This window comes from Micromonospora sp. NPDC000121 (assembly GCF_042899165.1).
In the GTDB taxonomy this organism is placed as follows: Bacteria; Actinomycetota; Actinomycetes; order Mycobacteriales; family Micromonosporaceae; genus Micromonospora.
Map to the genome: position 1 here is coordinate 226,643 of NZ_JBIAZP010000009.1, position 17,059 is coordinate 243,701.

The window sequence follows — 17,059 nt, forward strand, 5'->3', positions numbered from 1 at the left end:
GGGTCCGCCCATCCTCCTCCATAAGTCGGCACGAACGTAAGTTATAGTTTATACGTAGTCCGGTCAATCGCGCGGCGAGCGCCACGGTTCCCGCCGGGTGTCGCCGTCCCGGGCCCCGCGGCAGGTGTCGCCGGTCAGTCGCCCCACCGCAGGTACGCCGGCGCCGGGCGGCCCGGCAGCAGGCGCAGCGGGGCGTGGTCCAGCCCGAGCACCTTCCGCATCGCGATGTTCTCGCCGGGCCACTTCGGATTGTCGAGTTCGTCGAAGGCGACGATGCTGCCCTTGGTGAGGTAGGGGCGGATCGCCTCCAGGACGGCCTTCGTCGGCTCGTAGAGGTCGAGGTCGAAGTACGCCAGCGCGATGACGGTCTGCGGGTTCTCCGCGAGGTAGCGCGGCACCGTCTCCCGTACGTCCCCCTCGACGAGCACGCTGCGCTGCGTCACGTGGCCGAAGAAGTCGCTGCACTCGTGCGCGTCCAGCACCTCTTTCAGGTACGCCGGATAGCCCCCGGGCACTGCGAAGCGGCCCTGGTACGCCGTGGGGCCGACGCGGTCGACGTCGTTGACGTCGGGGAAGCCGGTGAAGGTGTCGAAGCCGACGATGCGGCGCAGCGGGTTGTAGGGCTCGTAGACACCGCGCAGGGCGGCGAACGTGCCGAGGTGACGGCCGAACCGGACGCCGAACTCCATGATCACGCCCGGCACGTCGAGGACCTGACGGTAGAGCGCGTCCATCGAGAGCAGATCGGTCATCTGGTGGCGGCGCAGGAACAGGGGGAGGTTGTTGACCAGTTCCTCCGTGGGGATCGGAGAGTTGGTCAAGAGCTTCGTCAGGCGCTGGGTGGTCTCCGTCTCCTCCGGTGAGTCGTGCACGAACGCACGCAGGTCCTGACCGTCGCCGCTGTCCATCCGCAGCCTCCATCGCATAGATCACTTGATAGTTTCAAGCGTAATGGAGGGGTAGGGTCGGCACAACACAGTGCCGTCGACCATGGTTCTCAGGCCACCGCGCGCGTACGGGACTTGCGCAAGATGAGCCACTGTAGATCGACTTACCCGTGTGCTAGATATGACTCAAGTAGACGGGTCGCCCCTGCCAACTCTGGAAAGGCAAGTGATCACCGTGCGTGTGCTGTTCGCCAGTCTCGGAACCCATGGCCACACCTACCCCCTGCTGCCACTGGCCACGGCCGCCCGTGCGGCGGGCCACGAGGTCACCTTCGCCACCGGCGAGGGCTTCGCGGGCACCCTGCGGAAGCTGGGCTTCGAGCCGGTCGCGACCGGGATGCCGGTCTTCGACGGGTTCCTGGCGGCGCTGCGGATCCGCTTCGACACCGACAGCCCCGAGGGGCTGACCCCCGAGCAGCTCAGTGAGCTGCCGCAGATCGTGTTCGGGCGGGTCATCCCGCAGCGCGTCTTCGACGAGCTCCAGCCGGTGATCGAACGGTTGCGACCCGACCTCGTGGTGCAGGAGATCAGCAACTACGGCGCCGGCCTGGCCGCCCTGAAGGCGGGCATCCCGACCATCTGCCACGGGGTCGGCCGGGACACGCCGGACGACCTGACCCGGTCCATCGAGGAGGAGGTGCGGGGGCTGGCCCAGCGGCTCGGCCTCGACCTGCCGCCCGGGCGCATCGACGGCTTCGGCAACCCCTTCATCGACATCTTCCCGCCGTCGCTGCAGGAGCCGGAGTTCCGGGCCCGCCCGCGGCGCCACGAGCTGCGCCCGGTGCCCTTCGCCGAGCAGGGTGACCTCCCGGCCTGGCTGTCCTCGCGCGACACGGCCCGCCCGCTGGTCTACCTGACGCTCGGCACGTCCAGCGGCGGCACCGTCGAGGTGCTGCGGGCGGCGATCGACGGGCTCGCCGGCCTCGACGCCGACGTCCTGGTCGCCAGCGGCCCGTCCCTCGACGTCAGCGGACTGGGCGAGGTGCCGGCAAACGTACGGCTCGAGTCGTGGGTGCCGCAGGCGGCCCTGCTGCCCCACGTCGACCTGGTGGTGCACCACGGGGGCAGCGGCACTACGCTCGGCGCACTGGGCGCCGGCGTGCCGCAGCTGTCCTTCCCGTGGGCGGGGGACTCGTTCGCCAACGCGCAGGCGGTGGCGCAGGCCGGCGCCGGTGACCACCTGCTGCCCGACAACATCAGCCCCGACTCGGTGTCGGGCGCCGCGAAGCGCCTGTTGGCCGAGGAGAGCTACCGGGCCGGGGCGCGGGCCGTGGCGGCCGAGATCGCGGCCATGCCGGGCCCCGACGAGGTCGTCCGCCTGCTGCCGGGCTTCGCCTCCAGGAGCGCGGGCTGACCGGCGCTACGTCTGCCGTAGGCGGTCGCCCGTACCGTCGCCGGCGGCCCGGACCGCTCAGTCCTGGCCGTCGGCGGCCGCGCGGCGGCGAGGTGGTCGCCCCTCGGACCCGCCGGCGCGGCCCTCGCCCTGGCGGGCGCGACCGCGCGCGATCTCCGTGCCCAGGGCGTCGAGGCGCTGGTTCCAGAATCGCCGGTAGCGCTCCAGCCACCGGTCGAGCTCCTGCAGCGGGGCGGGGTCGACCGCGTAGAGCCGCCGCGTGCCCTGCGGGCGGACGGTGGCGAAGCCGTTCTCGCGCAGCACCCGCAGGTGCTGGGAGACGCCGGGCTGGGAGATGCCGAACTCGCGCTGCACGACCGCACCGACCTCGCCGGCCGACAGCTCGCCGTCCGCCAGCAGCTCGATGATGCGCCGGCGGACGGGGTCGCCCAGGATGTCGAACGCGTGCACGGGTACGACAATATCAGACCGGAGTTATAGAAGCCGCAGGTTCGGTCGGTCACACCGTCGGCACCGCCGCGGCGGCCGGTGGACCGGGCGGCCGCGCAGCAGGGGGAGAGATGTTCGGACCGGAGCACGCCGAGGTGTACGAGGCCGCCTACCGCGGCCGCGGCAAGAGCTGGCACGACGAGGCGGCGGACGTGGCCGACCGGATCCGGGCCGCCCGCCCCGACGCCGCCCGGCTGCTCGACGTCGGCTGCGGCACCGGCGCGCACCTCGAGACCTTCGCGACCCGCTTCCCCCACGTGGAGGGGCTCGAACTGGCCCCGGCGATGCTGGCGCTCGCCCGACACCGGCTGCCCGGGGTGCGCCTGCACGCCGGGGACATGCGGACGTTCGACCTTGGCGTCACGTTCGACGCGGTGACCTGCCTGTTCACCGCGGTCAACTTCCTCGGCACGGTGGCCGAGATGCGGGCGGCCGTGGCCGCGATGTCGGCCCACCTGGCGCCGGGCGGCGTGCTGGTGCTCGAACCGTGGTGGTTCCCGGAGCGGTTCATCGACGGGTACGTCGGCGGCGACCTGGTGCGCGAGGAGGGCCGCACGGTGGCGCGGGTGTCGCGGTCCACCCGGCAGGGACGGGTGACGCGGATGGAGGAGCGCTGGCTCGTCGGCGACGCCGCCGGGATCCGGGAGTTCAGCCAGGTCGGCCTGCTCACCATGTTCACCCGCGAGGAGTACGACGCGGCGTTCGCCGCTGCCGGCTGCGAGTCCGCGTACGTCGAGGGCTGGCTGACCGGCCGGGGCCTTTTCGTGGCGACGCGTACCGGTGGACACGCCACCCCGACAATGGTTTGACCGTCCCGTCGAGTGGATCTCCTCAGGATCTTTCCGGGCCGGTCATAAAGTCGGTAGGCCGATAGTCGCGGCATCACGTCCCGGGCGGTGCCTCGTCCACAACGGTCTATTTGTCAGATGCCGGGAAATGCTGGCCCGGACCCTTGTCCCAATTTCGGGAACTGTTCACGCATGAATCGGAACGTGTCCGGTCCAGTCGGATCGGCGCACCGGGCCCGCCTACCTGACGACCAGTCCGTCGTCGGCCTGGGCGGTCCACCACGGGTTGCGGCGGGCCCACTCGACGGTCCGGCGCAGGCCGGTCACCAGCGGCACCCGGGCCCGCCAGTCCAGCAGCGCGGCGGCCTTGCCGCAGTCCGGTACGCGGCGGGGAATGTCCTGGTAGCGGGCGCCGAGCCCGGCTCCGGTGTCCGCGGTCTGGGCCGCCACCGGCACCCCGGCCACCGTGCCGGCCAGCCGGACCGCCTCGGCGACGGTGGTCTCCACGCTGCTGCCGATGTTGAAACACTCGCCGACGGCCCGCGGGTGGGCGGCGGCCAGCAGGGTCGCCTCGGCCGCCTCGTCGATCCAGGTGAAGCACCGCGTCTGGCGGCCGTCGTCGTACACCACGGGCGGAACGCCCCGCAGCAGGCGGGCGACGGTGCGGCTGAGGACGTACGCCGGGCGCTGGCGTGGGCCGTAGACGTTGAAGTACCGCAGCACCGTCACCGGCAGGCCCTCCTGCCGGTGGAAGGCGAAGGCCAGGTGCTCGGCCGCCGCCTTGCTCGTCGAGTACGACCACCGGTCCGTCGCCGTGCTGCCGAGCACCCGGTCGTCGTCCTCCCGCCACGGCACCCGCGGATTGCGCCCGTACACCTCGCTGGTGCTGGACACCACGACCCGGGCACCGGCGCGCAGTGCGGCGCGCAACGCGTTCCGGGTGCCGTCCACGTTGATCTCGACCACGTCCAGCGGCCGGCTGAGGTACCGGTCGACGCCGACGACCGCCGCGAGGTGGTAGACCTCGTCCACGCCGGTGGCGGCGGCCGCCAGCCCGTCGGCGTCCCGGACGTCGCCGCGGACGTGCCGGATCGCGCCCGGCGGGTGCTCCAGGTCGGGCGGCGGGTCGGCGAGGTCGTAGACGACGACCTCGTCACCCCGGCGGACCAGCCGTTCGACGACGTGACTGCCGACGAAGCCGAAGCCGCCGGTGACCAGGGATCTGGGCACTTCCGATCACCTTCCAATGCCGCGGTAGGCGAAGCCGAACCGGTGCAGCTCGCGGATGCGCGCCGGCGGGAGGTGCATGCGGCCGTCGAAGACCAGGCAGGGCTCGTCCACCCGCTCGGCCAGGGCGCCGAAGTCGAGCTCGTGGAACTGGCGGTGCCCGGCGAGGAAGGCCAGGCAGCCCGCCCCGCTCACCGCCTCGTCCAGGCTCGCCGCCGGCGCGGTGCCGAACCGGGCGACGATCTCGGCGGGATCGGCCAGCGGGTCGAAGATCCGGACCCGGAAGCCGCTGTCGCGCAGCGCCGCCACGACCCCGCGCACCGGGGTGTTGCGGACGTCGCCGGTGTCGTTCTTGAACGCCGCGCCGAGCACGGCGATCGTCGTGTCGTTCCGATCCCGTCCCAGCTTGACCAGCTCGTCGGCGATGACGGCGGCGGTGTGGCGGGGCATGTCGTCGTTGACCGCGCGGGCCGTCTCGACCGTGCGCAGGGGCACGCCCCGGTCCCGGCCGTCCCGCCACGCCATCCACGGGTCCTTCGTCAGGCAGGAGCCGCCGACACCCACCCCCGGCAGCAGCAGGTTCACCATGCTGCTGCCCTTGGGCAGGGTGTTCGCCGCGCCGATCACGTCGAGGACGTCCACCCCCAGCACCGCGCAGTACCGGGCGAGTTCGTTGGCGATCGCCACGTTCGCGTCGATCCACCAGTTGGTCGCGAGCTTGACCACCTCGGCGGACTCGGCCGACGGCACCTGCCGGACGTCGACGCCGAGCGCGGACCGCCAGAACCGTTCGGCCGCGGCGGCGCTGCGCGGGCCGCACCCACCCACCACCACCGGCAGCGTCCGCACCTGCGCCAGCGCCACCCCCTCGGCGAGCCGCTCCGGGCAGAAGGCCAGCCCGAAGTCGCGCTCGTGCACCAGCCCGCCGCTCTCCAGCAGGGGCGCGACGAGGGTCCGGGTGGTGCCCGGGGAGACCGTCGACTTGAGGATCACCAGTTGCCCGGCGCGCAGCCGCGGGGCGATCTGCTCGCACGCCGCGACGAGCTGGTCGGTGACCATCTCGTGGCCGGCGTCGGTCGGGGTGCCGACCGTCACGATCACCACGTCCGCCGCGCCGACCGGGTCGTACGACGTGCTCGCCGTCAGCCGTCCGGTCGCGGCGAGGTCCCGGACGGCGCCGGCCAGGCCGGGCTCGGGCAGCCGGCACCGGCCGGCCCGCAGGTCCGCGACGGTGCCCGGGTCGCTGTCGACCGCGACCACCTCGGCGCCGCGGCCGGCGAGGGTGACGGCGAGACAGGTGCCGACGTAGCCGGCGCCGGCGATGACCACCTTCAGCGGGGACGGTTCGCCCGGGTCGGGAAGGAACGGCATGATGGCCCGGCACCGCCTTCCTGGTCACGACCTCGTGGTCCTGTCGCCGACACGCGCGGGTGCCCGTGCCGCCGGGTCACGCGATGGCCGCCGCGGCCAGCGCGGTGCGGCCGGCCGACCAGGCCGGACCCGGCCGGCCCGACGGGCCGGCCAGCCGCGTGAACGTCTCGACGAGCCGGCACACCGGGCCGAGGGCCAGCGCCGGCGGGTCGGTCGGCCGCGGCGGCGCGGTGGTGACCGGGACGGCCGCGCAGCCGTCCTGGGGCAGCACCAGTTCGGCGGTGCCGACCAGATGGCTGGTGGGCTCCTCGTCCACCAGGGCGCGGGTCAGCGTGCTGTCGCCCCGGACCAGCACGACCCGGGCCTGGTACGGGCCCGGCCGCGCCACCACCGGGACCTGCGCGCCGTCGGCCGCCACCGCCCACGTGGTCGACGCGTCCGCGGCCTCCCCGTCGGCCCGCAGGCCGACCAGCACCAGGTCGCCGGGCTCGCTCTCGGGCACGTGCAGCACCAGCCGGGGTCGGGTGACCTCCGTGACGGCGTTGCGCAGCCAGCCCGCCAGGACGTGGCAGGGCCGGCCGGCCAGCAGCCGGGACATCTGCCGGAAGTGCCCCGGCGACGTGCCGACCAGCCGGGAGAACTGGGTGGTGAAGGTCCCCGCGCTCGTGTAGCCGACGTGGCCGCTGATCGCGGTCACCGTCAGGCCGGAGTGCAGCAGCATCCGGCGGGCCTCCGCCATCCGCAGCGCGGCGAGGAAGCGGGCCGGGGTCATCGTGGTCACGTCGCGGAACAGCCGGTGGAAGTGGAACGGGCTGAAGGGGACAACCCGGGCCAGGTCGGCCAGCTGCAGCGGCTCCGACAGGTGCCGGCGCATGTAGTCGATGGCCCGCGCCGCAGCCGCCTCCCGGGACTGCTCCATCGTGCTCCGGGCAACGCCAGACGTCGATTTCACATCAGCTCCCTGTGGCAGTGGATCGGGCACCGCAGAGGAGTCTGCGTAGCTCTCCTTGACGTTTTCTTGAACGCCTCGGCGACCGGCTGGCGGCGCCATTTGCGGGTCAGCCGAGCAAGTTGGGAGAAGCAGATTCGATGAACCCCGTGAAACATGGGTCCGTAGCGGTACGGCGATCCGCCGACTCCCGTCGGAGCTGGATTTCGACGAAACATCTCGTCAACTGTCGTCTCATTCACCGCGTCCCACCTGCGGGAGGAGTGCGCCATGCCCGCCAATTGGCGAACCATTCGTCAATACGCCCTGACGCCGGGGATGGCCCAGACCACCTTCGCGACCCGGGGCTTCCGCGCCCGGGACGAGCCGACCCGCGAGCGGCTGGAGTCGGTCGGCGCCCACTTCCTCACCGGCTACGGGCACGCCGTCGGCGCCCGGGGCCCGGACGAGGCCGTCGGGGCGCTGGAGACCGTCGCGCCGGACCTGCGCGGGTTCGCGTACGAGGGCGCGGCGATGGGCCTCGCCGTCCTGGACGGGCTGACCGGTGGCCGCCGGATCGCCCGGTTCCTGGCCGGGCCGGCCGCCCGGCACGTGTACATGGTCCATGTCGGGGTGGGCTGGGCGATGGCCCGCCTGCCCCGCTGGCGTCGGCACGCGATCCAACCCGCCGACCGGCTGCTGGGCTGGCTGGCGCTGGACGGCTACGGATTCCACCAGGCGTACTTCCACACCCGGCGGTACGTGTGGTCGCACCGGCGTGACGAGGTGCTGCCCTGGCCCGGCGACCCGATCGGGCGGTGGACCGGGCGCGTCGTGGACCAGGGCATCGGCCGCGCGCTGTGGTTCGTCGAGGGCGCCGACACCGACCGGATCGCCGACACCGTCGACGGCTTCCCGCCGGACCGGCACGAGGACCTGTACAGCGGGGTGGCGCTGGCCGCCACGTACGCCGGCGGGGCGCCGCCCGAGGACCTGCGGCGGCTGCGCGAGCGCGGCGGAGCGTACGCCCCGGCGATGGCCCAGGGCAGCGCCTTCGCGGCGGAGGCCCGGGAGCGCGCCGGGCTGACCACCGCGCACACCGCGGTCGCCACCGACGTCTTCTGCGGCGCGCCACCGGCCGAGGCGGCGGCGGTCACCCAGGCCGCGCTGGCCGACCTCGACCGGGACGGGCCGGAGCCGGCCTACCTGGTGTGGCGGCAGCGGATCGCCAAGCAGTTCGTGACGCTGGGGAGGTGCTGACCCTTGTCGGCAATCATCACTATGTTCCGCCGGCAGTTGGCCGGGCTGGTCGCGCTGGTGCTGCTCACCGGCATGTACGTGCTGGTCCGGCAGCCGGAGGCGAACGCCGACGAGCGGCGCGCCATGGCGGAGCCGTACCGGTTCACGCCGATGTCGCTGCCGATGCCGGGCGGCCTGCCGCAGCAGTCGATCCGCCGGGTCAACGGCGCGTACCAGCACCTGGCGGCGTGGATCTCCTCCGTCGGCGCCGGCGCCGCGATGAACGACCTGGACGGTGACGGACTGGCCAACGACCTGTGCGTCACCGACCCACGCGTCGACCGCGTCGTGGTGACCCCGGCCCCGACCGCCGGCGCCGACCGCTACCAGCCGTTCGTGCTGGACCCGGCGCCGCTGCCGATGAACCCGTACGTCGCCCCGATGGGCTGCCTGCCCGGCGACCTCAACGCCGACGGCCGCACCGACCTGCTCGTGTACTGGTGGGGCCGGACCCCGGTGGTCTTCCTGGCCCGGGCGGACGCGACCGGGCTGTCCCGGGCCGCCTACCACCCCGTCGAGCTGGTGCCGGGCGCGGCGACCGGCGGTAGCCGGTACGACGGGCCGAAGTGGAACACCAACGCCGCGACGCTGGCCGACTTCGACGGCGACGGGCACCTGGACGTCTACATCGGCAACTACTTCCCCGACAGCGCCGTCCTCGACGACACCGTCCACGGCGGGGTGGCGATGAACCGGTCCATGTCCAACGGCCTCAACGGCGGCGAGGACCACGTGTTCCGGTGGACCGGCGGCACCGCCGGCGCCACGCCGAGCGCCTCCTTCGCCGAGGTCCCGGACGTCTTCGACACCAAGGTCTCCCGGGGCTGGACGCTCGCCGTCGCCGCGAACGACCTCGACGGCGACCAACTGCCCGAGCTGTACGTGGCCAACGACTTCGGGCCGGACCGGCTGCTGCACAACCGGTCGGAGCGGGGGCGGATCGCCTTCGCGCCGGTCGAGAGCCCCGGGCTGCCCGGCCTGACCCCCAAGTCAAAGCGGCTCGGCCACGACTCGTTCAAGGGCATGGGCGTGGACTTCGGCGACATCGACGGCGACGGCATGTTCGACCTGTACGTCGGCAACATCACCACCTCCTTCGGCATCCAGGAGAGCAACTTCGCCTTCGTCAACACCGCCGCCGACACCGCCGCGCTGCGCGCCGCGCTGTGGGCCGGCGAGGCGCCGTGGCACGACCGCAGCGCCGAGCTGGGCCTGGCCTGGAGCGGGTGGAGCTGGGACGTCAAGTTCGGCGACTTCACCAACCGCGGCGACCCGGCGATCGTGCAGACCTCCGGCTTCGTCAAGGGCGAGGTCAACCGCTGGGCGCAGTTGCAGGAGGCGGCCACCGCCAACGACGACCTGCTCGCCAACCCCCGCTGGTGGCCGAAGGTCGAGCAGGGCGACGACATCGCCGGCGGCCAGCACCTCGCCTTCCACGTCCGGGGCGCCGACGGCCGCTACGAGGACCTCAGCCACGAACTGGGCCTGGCCGACCGGGTGCCCAGCCGGGGCATCGCCACCGCCGACGCCGACGGCGACGGGCGCCTCGACCTCGTCGTCGCCCGGCAGTGGGACGCGCCGGTCTTCTACCGCAACGACAGCCCGGACACCGGTTCCTTCCTCACCCTGCGGCTGCTGCACGAGCAGGCGCCGGCCGCCGGCCCCCTCGCCGGGGCGGGGTCGCCGGTCGTCGGCGCGCAGGTCCGGGTGACCACGCCGGACGGCCGGGTGCTCATCGACCGGGTCGACGGCGGCAGCGGCCACTCGGGCCGGCGCAGCAACGAGGTGTCGCTCGGTCTCGACGACGTGACCGGCCCGGTGTCGGTCCACCTCACCTGGCGGGACCGGTCCGGCGCCCCGCACGAGCAGGAGCTGACGCTGGCCCCCGGTCGACACACCCTCACCCTCGGTTCGCAGGCTCGGGAGGTCTCGCGATGACGCAGAAGCCGGCGAAGGACCCGCGGATCACCGCGCTGCGCAGGTTCGCCATCTCCATCACCATCCTCAACATCGCCGGCTACACCGTGCTCGGCTTCGAGCAGGCCTGGGCGTGGCCGCTGATCGCGCTCGCCACCGGCTACGCCGTCGAGCTCGGGCTGGAGATCATCGGCGCGCGGGCCGAGCGGCGCCCGCCCCGGTTCCGCGGCAACGGCCTGCGCGGCCTGGTCGAGTTCCTCTACCCCGCGCACATCACCGCCCTCGCGGTGAACATGCTGCTGTACGTCAACGACCGCGTGCCGGTGATGATGTTCGCGGTGGCCGTGGCGATCAGCGGGAAGTGGCTGTTCCGGGTGCCGGTCAACGGCCGGCTGCGGCACTTCATGAACCCGTCGAACTTCGGCATCGCGGTGGTGCTGCTGCTGTTCCCGTGGATCTCGATCGCCCCGCCGTACCAGTTCACCGAGTACCTGGAGGGCCCCGCCGACTGGATCGTCCCCGCGGTCATCGTCGTCTTCGGCACCATGCTCAACGCGAAGCTCACCGGCCGGATGTGGCTGATCGCCGGCTGGCTGGGCGTCTTCGTGCTCCAGTCGGTGGTGCGGGGACTCGTGCTGGACACCGCCATCCTGCCGGCGCTGGCCACCATGACCGGGGTGGCGTTCGTCCTGTTCACGAACTACATGATCACCGACCCGGGGACGACCCCGTCGCGGCCGCTGTCCCAGTTCGCCTTCGGTGGCGGGGTGGCCCTGGTGTACGGCGTCCTCACCGGCGCGTCCATCGTCTACGGCCTCTTCTTCGCCACCGCCATCGTCTGTCTGATCCGGGGCGGCTTCCTCTGGTCGCTGCACGCGGTACGCGTCGCCGCCCGCGACGGCAAGGGCACGCCGCCCGCCGCCCCGGGGACCGTCGACGGCACGGTGCCACCCGCCGTGGCCCGCGAGATGGTGCGGGCATGAGCAGGATCGCCGTCGTCGGCCTGGCCTGCCGCTTCCCGGACGCCGCCGGCCCCGGGCAGCTGTGGGAGAACGCCCTCGCCGGGCGGCGTGCGTTCCGCCGCCTGCCCGAGGAGCGGATGCGGGCCGCCGACTACTGGTCCCCGGATCCGGCCGCCCCCGACCGCTACTACGCGGGCAACGCGGCCGTCATCGAGGGCTACGAGTTCGACCGGGTCGGGTTCAAGGTCAGCGGGAGCACGTACCGGTCCACCGACCTCACCCACTGGCTGGCCCTCGACATGGCCGCGCAGGCGCTCGCCGACGCCGGGTTCCCCGAGGGCGACGGGCTGCCGCGGGAACGGACGGCGGTGGTCGTCGGCAACACCCTCACCGGCGAGTTCACCCGGGCCGGCATGATGCGCCTGCGGTGGCCGTACGTCCGGCGCGTGGTGGGCGCCGCCCTCGGCGAGCAGGGCTGGGACGACGACCGGGTGGCGGCCTTCCTCGCCGACCTGGAACGCTCCTACAAGGCGCCGTTCGCCGAGATCACCGAGGACAGCCTCGCGGGCGGCCTGTCCAACACCATCGCCGGGCGGATCTGCAACCACTTCGACCTGCACGGCGGCGGGTACACGGTGGACGGCGCCTGCGCCTCCTCCCTGCTGTCGGTGGTCACCGCCTGCCGCAGCCTGACCGACCTCGACGTCGACGTGGCGGTGGCCGGCGGCGTGGACCTGTCCATCGACCCCTTCGAGATGGTCGGCTTCGCCAAGACCGGCGCGCTAGCCGGCGACGAGATGCGGGTCTACGACCGCCGCTCCAACGGGTTCTGGCCCGGCGAGGGCTGCGGCATGGTGGTGCTCATGCGGGAGCGGGACGCGCTCGCGCAGGGCCGGCGCATCTACGCCTCGGTCGCCGGGTGGGGCGTCTCCTCCGACGGTCGGGGCGGCATCACCCGGCCGGAGGCGGCCGGCTACCGGCTGGCCCTGCGGCGCGCGTACCAGCGGGCCGGTTTCGGGGTGGACACCGTGCCGCTGTTCGAGGGGCACGGCACCGGCACGGCCGTCGGCGACGGCACCGAGCTGCGGGCCCTGGGCGAGGAACGCCGGGCGGCCGACCCGGACGCGGACCCCGCCGCGATCGGATCCATCAAGGGGATGATCGGGCACACCAAGGCCGCGGCCGGGGTGGCCGGCCTGATCAAGGCCGTCCTGGCCGTGCACCACCAGGTCGTCCCGCCGACCGTCGGGTGCGTCGAGCCGCACCCCGAACTCGCCGCGGACCGGCCCGCGCTGCGCGCCGTACGGCGGGCCGAGCCGTGGCCGGCCGGCGCCGCGCAGCGGGCCGGCGTCACCGCGATGGGCTTCGGCGGCATCAACACCCACCTCGTCGTCGACGGCCCCACCCGCCCCCGCCGCCGGTCCCTGGACCGGCGGACGCAGCAGCTCGCCCGGTCCGTGCAGGACGCCGAGCTGCTCCTGGTCGACGCGGACACCCGCGACGAGCTGCGCGACCGGCTGGACGACCTGCGGACGGTCGTGGCCGGGCTGGCCTTCGCCGAGCTGGGCGACCTCGCCACGAACCTGCACCGGAGCCAGCGCGGCCGCGCGTACCGGGCGGCGGTCGTGGCCCGGTCACCGGAGGAGGCCGACCGCGCCCTCGGACTGGCGGCCCGGGCCCTGGCGCCCGAGGGCGCCGGGACACTGGTCGACCCGGCGCGGGGCGTCTTCGTCGGCCGGGTCACCCGGCCGGCCCGGGTCGGCTTCCTGTTCCCCGGGCAGGGGTCCGGTCGGGGCTGGGGCGGCGGGGCGCTGCGCCGGCGGTTCACCGAAATCGACGACGTCTACCGCGCGGCCGGGGAGCCACCCGGGGACGAGGCGGCCGGGTCGACCGTGTTCGCCCAGCCCCGGATCGTCACGGGCTCGCTGGCCGGGCTGCGCGCCCTCGCCGCGCTCGACATCGACGCGACCGTCGTCGTCGGGCACAGCCTCGGCGAACTCACCACGCTGCACTGGGCGGGCTGCCTCGACGAGGACGAGCTGCGGGAGCTCGTCACGCTCCGGGGCGAGGCCATGGCCAGGCACGCCCCGCCCGGGGCGATGCTCGGCGTCACCGCCGGGCCGGAGGAGACCGTCGCCCTGCTGGCCGGCACCAACGCGGTGATCGCCGGCTACAACGGGCCCCGGCAGACGGTCGTCGCCGGAGCCGACGACATCGTGGCCGAGGTGGCCCGCCGGGCCGCGACGGCGGGGGTGAACTGCACCCGGCTGCCGGTCCCGCACGCCTTCCACTCGCCGCTGATGGCATCGGCGGCCGCCGCCTTCGCCGAGCGCCTGCGGTCCCGCCGGTTCGGGCCGCTGCTGCGCCGCGTGGCCTCGACGGTGACCGGCGCCGTCCTCCCGTCGGACACCGACCTGCCGCGGCACCTGCACCGGCAGATCGAGGCTCCGGTGCGCTTCGCCGCCGCGCTGGGACGCGCCGCCGCCGAGGTCGACCTGTTCCTCGAGGTCGGCCCCGGCAGGGTGCTCACCGGGCTGGCCCGCGAGCAGGCGCCGGACGTGCCGGCGCTGGCGGTCGACACCGACGCCGAGTCGCTGTCGGGCCTGCTCGCCGCGGTCGGCGCGGTGTACGCGCTCGGCGGCCCGGCCGCGTACCCGGTCCTGTTCGAGGACCGGCTGACCCGACCGTTCGACCCGCACCGCGCCCGCACCTTCTTCGCGAGCCCGTGCGAGGCGGCGCCCGAGCTGGCCGGGCCGGCACCGGCCGCGGTCGCCCCGGTCCCGGCTCCGGCCCGGGCCGACGACACCGCGCTGCCGGCCGCCACCGGTGCGCTCGAGCTGGTGCGGCACCTCGTGGCGGAACGCGCCGAGCTGCCGGTGGAGGTGCTTCGGGACGACAGCCGGTTCCTCGACGACCTGCACATGAGCTCGATCACCGTCGGCCAGCTCGTCAACGAGGCCGCCCGCGCCATGGGGCTGTCCGCGGTGGCGATGCCGACCAACTTCGCCACCGCCACCGTCCGGGAGATGGCCGAGGCGCTGGAGGCCCGGGAGCGCGAGGCCCCGCACGAGCGCGCGGACCTCGTCGCCGGGGTCGCGCCGTGGGTGCGTACCTTCGTCGTCGACCTGGTCGACGAGCCGCTGCCGGCGACCGACCCGACGGAGCCGTGCGGCCGCTGGCAGGTGTTCGCGGGCGCCGACCACCCCCTCGCGGACGCCCTGCGCCGGGCCCTGGAGGCGGCGGGCGTCGGCGAGGGCGTTCTCGTCTGCCTGCCCGACGAACCCGACGAGGAGCACCTGGTCACCGCGGTGCGCGGGGCCCAGGCCGCGCTGCGCCAACCGCCCGGCGGGCGGCTCGTGGTGGTGCAGCCGGCGGCGCGGGCGGGGGCGCTGGCCAAGACCGCCCGGCTGGAGGGCGACCGGCTGCGGACCACCGTCGTGACCACCCCCCTCGACCCGGCCGCGGTCGACCGGGTGGTCGCCGACGTGGCCGCCACGGACGACTTCACCGAGGCGGTGTACGACCCGGGCGGCCGCCGTCGGGTGCCCGTGCTGCGCCCGCTGCCCGCGTCCGACGGCGAGCCGGGCGCCCTGCCGCTGGGCCCGGCCGACGTGCTGCTGGTGACTGGCGGCGGCAAGGGCATCACGGCCGAGTCCGCGCTGATGCTGGCCCGGGAGAGCGGTGCCCGACTCGCCGTCCTCGGCCGGTCCGACCCCACCGCCGACGAGGCCCTGGCCGACAACCTGAAGCGGCTCGCGGACGCCGCGTCCGACCTGCGCTACCTGCGGGTCGACGTCACCGACGCCGGCGCGGTGGCCGCCGCGGTCGCCACGGTCACCGCCGACTGGGGCCCGGTGACCGCCGTGCTCCACGGCGCCGGGCAGAACACCCCAGCCGCGCTCGCCGACCTGGACGAGGCGGCCCTGCGGGGCGTGTTCGCCGCCAAGGTCGACGGCCTGCGGGCGGTGCTCGCCGCGGTCGACCCCGCACGGCTGCGCCTGCTGGTCACGTTCGGCAGCATCATCGGGCGGGCGGGGCTGCACGGCGAGGCGCACTACGCCGCGGCGAACGAGGCGCTGGCCGAGCTGACCCGGGAGGTGGCCGCGACGCGGCCGGAGTGCCGCGCCGTCTGCCTGGAGTGGTCGGTGTGGTCCGGGGTCGGCATGGGGGAGCGGCTGTCGGTGGTCGAGTCGTTGAGCGGCTCCGGCGTCACCCCGATCAGCCCGGACGACGGCCTGCGGGTCCTGCGCGAGGTGGTCGCCGACGACACGCTGCCCCCGGTGGTGGTGGTCACCGGCCGTACCGGCGGCGTGGAGACCCTGCGCTACCACCGCTCCGAGCTGCCGCTGCTGCGCTTCACCGAACGGCCGTTGGTGCGCTACGACGGCATCGAGCTGGTGTGCGAGGTCGACCTGGCCCGCACCACGGATCCGTACCTGGAGGACCACCGGCTCGACGGCGACCTGCTGTTCCCGGCGGTGCTCGGGTTGGAGGCCATGGCCCAGGTGGCCACCGCCCTGGCCCGGCACCCGGGAGTGCCCGTGATCGAGGAGGTCCGGTTCGACCGCCCGGTGGTCGTCGACCCGGACACCGGCACGACCGTACGCGTCGCCGCGCTGGTCCGGTCGGAGCAGGTCATCGACGTCGTCCTGCGTAGCGCGGTGACCGGCTTCGCGGCCGACCACTTCCGCGCCCGGCTCCGGTTCGCGCCGGACGAGACCTACCCGGCGTACACCGCGGCGCCCGCGCCGGCGGAGCTGCCGGCCGTACCGCTCGACCCGGCCCGCGACCTCTACGGCGACGTGTTGTTCCAGGCCGGTCGGTTCCGCCGGATCAAGGGCTACCGGCAGGTCGCGGCGCGGGTCGCCGAGGCCGAGGTGGTCACCAGCGACGCCGCCTCCTGGTTCAGCGCCTTCCTGCCGGGGCGGCTGGTGCTCGGCGACCCGGGCGCCCGGGACGCGTTCATGCACGGGATCCAGGTGTGCGTGCCGGACGCGACGCTGCTGCCGGAGGGCATCGACCGGATCTGGTCGGCGGGCCCCAAGCTGTCGGCCACCGAGGCCGTGACGATGACCGCGCGGGAACGCGAACAGCACGGCACCGCCTACGTGTACGACGTCGTCGTCCGGGACGCCACGGGCGCGGTGATCGAGCACTGGATGGGTCTGCGGCTGCGCGCCGTGCGTCCGCACGCGCCGCGCGGGTCCTGGCCGCCCGCGCTGCTGGGGCCGCTGCTGCAACGACGGCTCGCCGAGGTGTTCCCCGGCGACATCGCGGTCGCCGCCGCACCCGGGGGCGGGCCCCGCGACTCCGGCGCGCTGCTCTCCCGCGCGCTGGGCCAGCCCGTGGTGGTGCGGCACCGGCCCGACGGGCGGCCGGAGGTCGACCTGCCGTACACCGTCTCCGTGGCGCACTCGGCGCCGCTCGACCTCGCCGTCGCCGGGGACGGGACGCTCGCCTGCGACGCCGAGCCGGTGGCCGCCCGCCCGGCGGACGTGCGGCGCGACCTGGTGGGTCGGCACGGCGCGGTGGCGGCGCTGCTCGTCGCGGAGGTCGGTGATCCGCCGGACGTGGCGGCCACCCGGGTCTGGTGCGCGGAGGAGTGCCTGCAGAAGGCCGGCCGCCCCGAGGGCCGGCTCACCCTGCTGCCCGGGGCGCTCCCCGACGGCTGGGTGGTGCTGGACGCCGGCGACGTCCGGGTCGCCACCCGGGTCGTCGCGGTGGCGGGAGCGGCGGCGCCGGCCGTGGTCGCCGTGCTCAGCGGGGCGGGGAGGTGA

At 74.4% G+C, this 17,059-nt stretch carries 11 protein-coding genes; 6 read left to right on the forward strand and 5 right to left on the reverse strand.

Annotation, left to right across the window (positions count from 1 at the left end; all coding sequences use genetic code 11):
• Positions 1–134 precede the first annotated feature (134 nt).
• Positions 135–908 (reverse strand): class I SAM-dependent methyltransferase, encoded by a 774-nt coding sequence (locus ACFY23_RS24300; RefSeq protein ID WP_350683429.1) that lies wholly within the window; start codon positions 906–908, stop codon positions 135–137.
• Positions 909–1,113: 205 nt separating this feature from the next.
• Here ACFY23_RS24300 and ACFY23_RS24305 point away from each other — a divergent pair, with 205 nt between their 5' ends.
• Positions 1,114–2,301 (forward strand): glycosyltransferase, encoded by a 1,188-nt coding sequence (locus ACFY23_RS24305; RefSeq protein WP_350683431.1) that lies wholly within the window; start codon positions 1,114–1,116, stop codon positions 2,299–2,301.
• 57 nt (positions 2,302–2,358) lie between these two features.
• Here the strand turns inward: ACFY23_RS24305 and ACFY23_RS24310 are convergent, their stop codons facing one another.
• Positions 2,359–2,751 carry a helix-turn-helix transcriptional regulator gene (locus ACFY23_RS24310; RefSeq protein WP_350683433.1) on the reverse strand — a complete coding sequence of 131 codons (393 nt, stop codon included), beginning with the start codon at positions 2,749–2,751 and terminating at the stop codon, positions 2,359–2,361.
• A 110-nt stretch (positions 2,752–2,861) separates the two neighbouring features.
• On the opposite strand from ACFY23_RS24310, the gene ACFY23_RS24315 reads away from it, so the two are divergent.
• The gene (locus ACFY23_RS24315) at positions 2,862–3,599 is read left to right on the forward strand and encodes a class I SAM-dependent methyltransferase (RefSeq protein WP_350683435.1); all 738 of its coding nucleotides are present in this window, start codon (positions 2,862–2,864) and stop codon (positions 3,597–3,599) included.
• Positions 3,600–3,818: 219 nt separating this feature from the next.
• Here the strand turns inward: ACFY23_RS24315 and ACFY23_RS24320 are convergent, their stop codons facing one another.
• From ACFY23_RS24320 to ACFY23_RS24330, 3 genes are all read right to left on the reverse strand, one after another.
• Positions 3,819–4,808, reverse strand: a complete 990-nt coding sequence (locus tag ACFY23_RS24320; RefSeq protein WP_350683437.1) for an NAD(P)-dependent oxidoreductase — start codon at positions 4,806–4,808, stop codon at positions 3,819–3,821.
• Positions 4,809–4,814: 6 nt separating this feature from the next.
• A complete protein-coding gene (locus tag ACFY23_RS24325) occupies positions 4,815–6,134 on the reverse strand; it encodes a nucleotide sugar dehydrogenase (protein WP_350683464.1) in 1,320 nt (439 codons plus the stop codon).
• Positions 6,135–6,252: 118 nt separating this feature from the next.
• Entirely contained in the window at positions 6,253–7,095 is an 843-nt protein-coding gene (locus ACFY23_RS24330; RefSeq protein WP_350683439.1) for an AraC family transcriptional regulator, read from the reverse strand.
• 300 nt (positions 7,096–7,395) lie between these two features.
• Here ACFY23_RS24330 and ACFY23_RS24335 point away from each other — a divergent pair, with 300 nt between their 5' ends.
• Genes ACFY23_RS24335 through ACFY23_RS24350 form a run of 4 tightly spaced genes read left to right on the forward strand, consistent with a single transcriptional unit; the run spans position 7,396 to position 17,059 of the window.
• A complete protein-coding gene (locus ACFY23_RS24335; protein WP_350683440.1) occupies positions 7,396–8,364 on the forward strand; it encodes a DUF1702 family protein in 969 nt (322 codons plus the stop codon).
• A 3-nt stretch (positions 8,365–8,367) separates the two neighbouring features.
• A complete protein-coding gene (locus tag ACFY23_RS24340) occupies positions 8,368–10,341 on the forward strand; it encodes a CRTAC1 family protein (RefSeq protein WP_350683442.1) in 1,974 nt (657 codons plus the stop codon).
• Positions 10,338–11,303, forward strand: a complete 966-nt coding sequence (locus ACFY23_RS24345) for an enediyne biosynthesis protein (RefSeq protein WP_350683444.1) — start codon at positions 10,338–10,340, stop codon at positions 11,301–11,303. Before ACFY23_RS24340 ends, ACFY23_RS24345 begins: the two co-directional genes overlap by 4 nt.
• Positions 11,300–17,059: an SDR family NAD(P)-dependent oxidoreductase gene (locus tag ACFY23_RS24350; protein ID WP_350683446.1), complete on the forward strand. Its 5,760-nt coding sequence runs from the start codon at positions 11,300–11,302 to the stop codon at positions 17,057–17,059. The genes ACFY23_RS24345 and ACFY23_RS24350 overlap by 4 nt, the downstream gene beginning before the upstream one ends.

Excerpts from the sequence above, each read along its gene's own strand:
- ACFY23_RS24300 (WP_350683429.1), bottom strand. The coding sequence starts at position 908 with ATGGACAGCGGCGACGGTCAGGACCTGCGTGCGTTCGTGCACGACTCA.
- ACFY23_RS24335 (WP_350683440.1), top strand. The coding sequence starts at position 7,396 with ATGCCCGCCAATTGGCGAACCATTCGTCAATACGCCCTGACGCCGGGG.
- ACFY23_RS24315 (WP_350683435.1), top strand. The coding sequence starts at position 2,862 with ATGTTCGGACCGGAGCACGCCGAGGTGTACGAGGCCGCCTACCGCGGC.
- ACFY23_RS24350 (WP_350683446.1), top strand. The coding sequence starts at position 11,300 with ATGAGCAGGATCGCCGTCGTCGGCCTGGCCTGCCGCTTCCCGGACGCC.
- ACFY23_RS24330 (WP_350683439.1), bottom strand. The coding sequence starts at position 7,095 with ATGGAGCAGTCCCGGGAGGCGGCTGCGGCGCGGGCCATCGACTACATG.
- ACFY23_RS24345 (WP_350683444.1), top strand. The coding sequence starts at position 10,338 with ATGACGCAGAAGCCGGCGAAGGACCCGCGGATCACCGCGCTGCGCAGG.